This is a genomic window from Vicinamibacteria bacterium, assembly GCA_035620555.1.
GTDB lineage: Bacteria > Acidobacteriota > Vicinamibacteria > Marinacidobacterales > SMYC01 > DASPGQ01.
Genome location: DASPGQ010000591.1, coordinates 1 through 5,482, shown reverse-complemented (window position 1 = coordinate 5,482; position 5,482 = coordinate 1). Strand labels below are relative to the sequence as shown.

At 60.8% G+C, this 5,482-nt stretch carries 5 protein-coding genes; 1 reads left to right on the top strand and 4 read right to left on the bottom strand.

The features are described from left to right. Positions 1-654 (top strand): sulfatase/phosphatase domain-containing protein (locus VEK15_24050; GenBank protein HXV63794.1); only part of this gene is annotated, 654 nt, incomplete at its 5' end. 7 nt (positions 655-661) lie between these two features. On the opposite strand, the gene VEK15_24045 is transcribed toward VEK15_24050, so the two are convergent. The 4 genes from VEK15_24045 to VEK15_24030 all read right to left on the bottom strand — a co-directional run. Next, positions 662-2,044, bottom strand: a complete 1,383-nt coding sequence (locus VEK15_24045) for a sigma-54 dependent transcriptional regulator (protein HXV63793.1) — start codon at positions 2,042-2,044, stop codon at positions 662-664. Then, positions 2,041-3,699 carry an ATP-binding protein gene (locus VEK15_24040; GenBank protein ID HXV63792.1) on the bottom strand — a complete coding sequence of 553 codons (1,659 nt, stop codon included), beginning with the start codon at positions 3,697-3,699 and terminating at the stop codon, positions 2,041-2,043. Before VEK15_24040 ends, VEK15_24045 begins: the two co-directional genes overlap by 4 nt. A gap of 181 nt (positions 3,700-3,880) precedes the next feature. Next, a complete protein-coding gene (locus VEK15_24035) occupies positions 3,881-5,083 on the bottom strand; it encodes a type II secretion system F family protein (GenBank protein ID HXV63791.1) in 1,203 nt (400 codons plus the stop codon). Positions 5,084-5,261: 178 nt separating this feature from the next. After that, positions 5,262-5,482: type IV pili twitching motility protein PilT (locus tag VEK15_24030; protein ID HXV63790.1), on the bottom strand; the 221-nt coding region annotated here is incomplete at its 5' end.

Below are 5,482 nucleotides of genomic sequence, written 5' to 3'. Positions count from 1 at the left end.
GACGAGACGATCGTCGTCTTCACCGCCGACCACGGCCACTCCCTCGGGGATCACGACTACTCATTTCATCACGGCGATTTTCTGTACGAGTCCAGCGTCCGTATCCCGCTCATCATTCGCTGGCCCGATAAGGTGCCCGCTGGCCTCGTCGTCGGACAGCAGGTGCGCTCCATCGATGTCGCCCCAACGCTTCTGGAGCTGGCTCGGGTCCCGGCCGGGCTCAACATGGACGGCACCAGTCTGGCGAGCTTCTGGAAGGACGCCAACCAACCGCCGCGCGACGCCTATCTAGAATCCGATGTCAAGATGATGGCGGCGAACACCCGGCGCACCGTCGACGGCGTTCTGGGAAAGCTCCGCGCCCTACGGCATGGCGGCTTCAAGCTGGTCATGACTCCAAGCTACGACGGCCCGGTTTTCGAGCTCTACGATCTGATTCAGGACCCCGAAGAGCAAAACAACCTGGCAGAAGCCGAGGAGCATCACGAGATCTTTACCGAGCTGCTTGCTTCGCTTTTAGCCTCGACTCCCGCGGACGAGCGCGCCGCTTTCACGAAAATCGATCGGAAGGCGATCGACGGAGAGTCCGCAGGCGAGAGCGTCCTGGGCAAGAGCGATCGCGAGCTCCTGAAGGCGCTCGGCTACATCAACTGAGAACCTGTCACCTCAAGTTGTACTTCGACAGCAGATAGCGAAAAGAGCGTAGGTTCATCTTGAGCAGCTTCGCCGCTTTGGTCTGAACCCCACTGGCCCGCTCCATCGCCGACGACAAGAGCTCCTTTTCCAGAGTCGCGACCTTCTCGCTGAAATCCAGGCCCTCCTCGGGAAACGCCGACGGTGCGGGCGCAGCATCGGCCGTCCCGCGGGCGCCGCCGGGGTGGCGGATTTTCTCCGGAAGGCGCTCGGGCATGATGATGCTGGATCTCTCGAGGGCGACGGCACGTTCGATCACGTTCTCCAGCTCGCGCACGTTTCCCGGCCAGTCGTAGGCGCAAAGAAGCTCCAGGGCCTCTTCCGAGATCTTGTTGACGGTCTTGCCCATCGCCGACGCCGCCTTCGACAGGCTGTGCTCGGCCAGAAGCGGCACGTCGCTCAACCGTTCCCGCAGAGGCGGCAAATGGATCGGGATGACGTTCAGGCGATAGTAGAGATCTTCGCGAAAACTCTTGTCGCGTACCCCGGCTTCCAGATCTTTGTTGGTGGCCGCGAGAATACGTACGTCGACCTCGATCTCCTCGGTCGAGCCGATGCGGCGGATGCGCCTTTCTTGCAGCACGCGCAGCAGTTTGACCTGCATCGTCGGGCTCATTTCTCCGATCTCGTCGAGGAAGATGGTCCCCCGGTGCGCCACTTCGAACAATCCTTTGTGATTCGTCGTGGCTCCGGTGAAGGAGCCTTTCAGGTGGCCGAACAGCTCGCTCTCGAGCAGAGTCTCGGGAACGGCGCCACAGTTGATCGAGACGAAAGGCTCATCGGCTCGCGGACTGTTCACGTGAATCGCGCGGGCCGCGAGCTCCTTTCCCGTGCCGCTCTCCCCGGTGATCAGCACGGTCGACATCGTCGCCGCTACCGACTTCAAGTGCTCGAAGAGCTCCAGCATCACCGGGCTGCGTCCGAGCATGCTGTCCAGGCCATACTTCTGTTTGAGCTCACGCTTGAGGTTGCCGACCTCTTCCTTCAGCCGCTCCTTCTCCAGCGCGTTGCTGATATTGGTCTTCAGCTCCTCGACCTTGAAGGGCTTGGTGAGGTAGTCGTAGGCTCCGAGCCGCAGCGCCTCGACCGCGGTTTCCGCCGAAGCGTAGGCCGTCACCATGATGACCGGAATCGATGGATCCGTCTCTTTGACGTGGCGCAGGACCTCGACGCCGCTCATGTCCGGCATCTTGATGTCCGATATAACCAGGTCGTAGGCGTTTCTCTCCAGCAGCTTGATGGCCGCCCCCCCGGATTCCGCTGCCGTCACCCGGTAGCCGTCCTTGCCGAGCGCGATCTCGAGCAGCTGACGCATGGACTCTTCGTCATCCACGACGAGGATCCGATTCAATCCAATGTCCTCCGGTCCAACGGGAAGTGCACCGAGACCTCTGTGCCCTTGGAAGCGATGCTGGCCACTTCTATGACCCCATTGTAGTCTTTGACGATCCGGTAGACGATAGCCAGACCGAGGCCGCTTCCCCGCGTTCCAGAAAATGGCTCGAACACCCGATTCATCTCGCCCCGGGAGAAGCCGACGCCTTCGTCGCGAAACGTCATCACGACCTCTCCCGAGCCGTTTCGGGACAGCGCCATCTCCAGCCGGCCTCCGTCGGGCATCGCCTGAATCGCGTTGCGCGCGAGGTTCCAGGTGATTTGCTTCATCTGATTCGGATCGGCAAACATTTGGATCGGGGTTTTCGGCAGGCCGAGGACGATCTCGTGTGCCGGCAGCACCTCGGCGCTGTTGCCGAGAAGAGCTGCCGTCTCTTCGATCACCGACCGCAGATCGATCAATCCGAGCTCGAAACGGGGTGGACGCGCGTAGTCGAGAAACTCTGTCAGCGTTCCCGAGAGGCGCTCCGATTCACGCACGATGATGTCCATCAAGCGCTTCTTGTCGTCGCTCAGCTCATGTGATTCCCTGAGCACCTGAACCGAGCCGCTGATCGAAGCGAGCGGGTTTCTGATCTCGTGCGCCATTCCCGCCGCCATCTCGCCCATCGTGGCCAGGTTCTCCTTCAGACGGACCTCTCGTTCGAGGCGCTTGATCTCGGTGAGATCCTGGAAGATGAAGAGAAAGCCGCTCTTGGTCTCCCCTTCGAAGAGCAGATAGCTCGCGCTCAGTCCCAGGTAGATCTCCTCGCCACGCTTGTTGAGGTAGGCTCCTTCCATGCGAAGGTAGCGCCTGCCAGCGAGTTTCGTCTTGACCCGCTCGAGAAAGTCCTCCCGTTCCCCCAAAAGGGCGACCACGTTCTCGCCGATGGCGCGGCCCGGCGCCAAAGCGAAGATCGTAGCCGCGGCCTCGTTGAAGAAATTGATGCGTCCTTCGAAGTCGGTCGTCATCAGCCCCGCGGTGATCGAGTCGAGGATCGTCTGGTTGAAGACCTGTAGGTCGGCGAGGAAGTCCGAAGCTTCTTCCAGCTTCCGACCCGTCAGCCTGAGGCTTTCCGAGAGATAACTGGTCAGGAGCGCCACGGTGTAGAAACCGAATATGTTGAGAAAGATCGTATAGGCGACGATTTGAGAGGGAACGATCGCCGGGACCGGACGGTCTGGAGTCGGGTAGGGGGCGATCACGCCGTGGTACAGCGCCTGGATCAAACCGGCGTAGAGGATCGACGCGAGCGATGCGGCCACCAATCCGCCGCGGCGAAACAAGATGATGCTCGCCGCAATGATGCTGATGAAGTACAGGAAAGAAAAGTTGCTGTCGATGCCTCCGGTGTAGTGAACGATTCCGGTGACGATGACGATGTCGCCGGCGATCTGGACGTAAGCCAATTCCCTGCGGTGGCGGGCGGTGGGCCGCCACACCAAAGCATAGAGGAGAGTGAGCAGATAGGTGAGCGCGATGAGAAAGTAGAAGGGATCCGCAGGCTCACGGGGGGTAGCGATGACCTCGGCGACGACGGCGGCTCCGAGGAGCGCGGTGACCACGACGACGCGGAGCACCATGAGCCAGACCAGCGCCGTGTCGGCGACGCTGCGAGCATGTGTCCTCACGAAAACGAACCACGCGCGACGGGTTGGACCTCCGAACGCGCGACCAGACGCCTATCGTTTGCCTAGAGCAGGGTGATGAAAGGACTCAGCCCACCCTGCGCGAGCGGCCAGCCTTCGCTGAAGCTTCGGCGGCCCGCCGTAGCCTTGGCGGAGGCGGGAGCCCGGCGCGCTATTGAGCATTCTAAGACAGCTGCTGAATCAGGCTGAAGATCGGCAGATACATCGAGATGACGATTCCGCCGACGACGACACCCAGGAAGAGGATCAAAAGGGGCTCCAGCAGCGTCATCAAGTTCCCTATCGCGGTATCGACCTCGTCCTCGTAGAAATCCGCGATCTTACTGAGCATGGTGTCGAGGGCACCGGTCTGTTCTCCGACGGAGATCATCTGTACGACCATCGGCGGGAATACGTCCGTGTGCTTCAAAGGCGCGGCGAGCGACTGCCCCCCTTCGACGCTCTTCCGCGTCGCCATGATCGCGTCCTCGACGATCGCGTTGCCCGACGTGCGGGCCGTGATCTCCAGCCCGTCCAGGATCGGGACGCCACTCGAGATGAGTGTGGACAGGGTCCGGCAGAATCGAGCCACGGCGATCTTCCGGAGGATCATGCCGATGATCGGCATCCGGAGAAGCAAGCCGTCGAGCCGCCTGCGGCCGTCGTAGGTGTCGTGGTAGCGCTTTATGAGGTACACGCCCAGCACCCCGCCGATGACCATGATGGGCAGGAGCCGCACGAACCAATTGGATACCCAAATGACGATACGCGTTGGCAGTGGGAGTTGAGCACCGAGTCCGGCGAACAGAGCGGCGAACGTCGGAATGACTTTCCAGAGAATGACACTCACGACGAGAATGGCAATCGAGATGACGGCCGCGGGATAGACCAGCGCGGACTTGACTTGCGACTTCAGCTTCACCGCTTTCTCGATGTAGGTGGCTAGCCGTTTCAAGATAGTGTCCAGGATTCCGCCGGCCTCGCCGGCCGCGACCATATTGGTGAAGAGGTCGTCGAAAACCTTGGGATGTTTTTTCATCGCATCGGCAAGAGACGAGCCGCCCTCCACGTCTTGCCGTACCTGTAGCAGAACCTTCTGAAAATTGGGGTTGTCCTGCTGGGTTCCCAGGATCTCGAGGCATTGAACCAGCGGAAGCCCGGCGTCGATCATCACCGAGAACTGCCGGGTGAAGATTGCCACGTCCTTGGGCTTGATGCCTCCGCCGAACTTGGGAAGCGCGATCTCCTTCCCCTTCTCCTTGACGCTGGTGACGAGAATTTGCTCGCGCCGAAGCATCGCGACGACTGCGTCTTTGGAATCGGCAACACGCTCGCCCGTGGTTGTCGCACCGGTGCGCGTCCTGCCTTTGAACACGTAGGCCGGCATCGTCTAGCCTCCTTAGCTCCTAATGTCGTTCCCGCTCTTCTTGCCTGAGATCGAAACTCATGGGAAGAGCATCATCTTGCCCGCGGTCGCGGTCGTACATAGGCGAATCGAGTTGGAACGCCACTGACTCATTGCTGTCTCTGGGTGCCAGCTATCTTACTATCCTTCGGCAAACCGCTCAACGCCGCACCACCCCCGGCCGGCCTCCAGCGGAAAGAGGCCGCTGTTGCTGAGATGCCGGGGTCAGACCCGTTCCGCGATTGATCATGTCCTGGAGCTCGTCGGGGTTCGAGGACATCGAGAGGGCGAGCTGAAGCGTGATCTGCTTCTTGAAATAGAGCGTGGCGAGGCTCTGGTTGAACGTCTGCATGCCATGCTTTTCCTGGCCCGTCTGCATGG

Excerpts from the sequence above, each read along its gene's own strand:
- VEK15_24035 (HXV63791.1), bottom strand. The coding sequence starts at position 5,083 with ATGCCGGCCTACGTGTTCAAAGGCAGGACGCGCACCGGTGCGACAACC.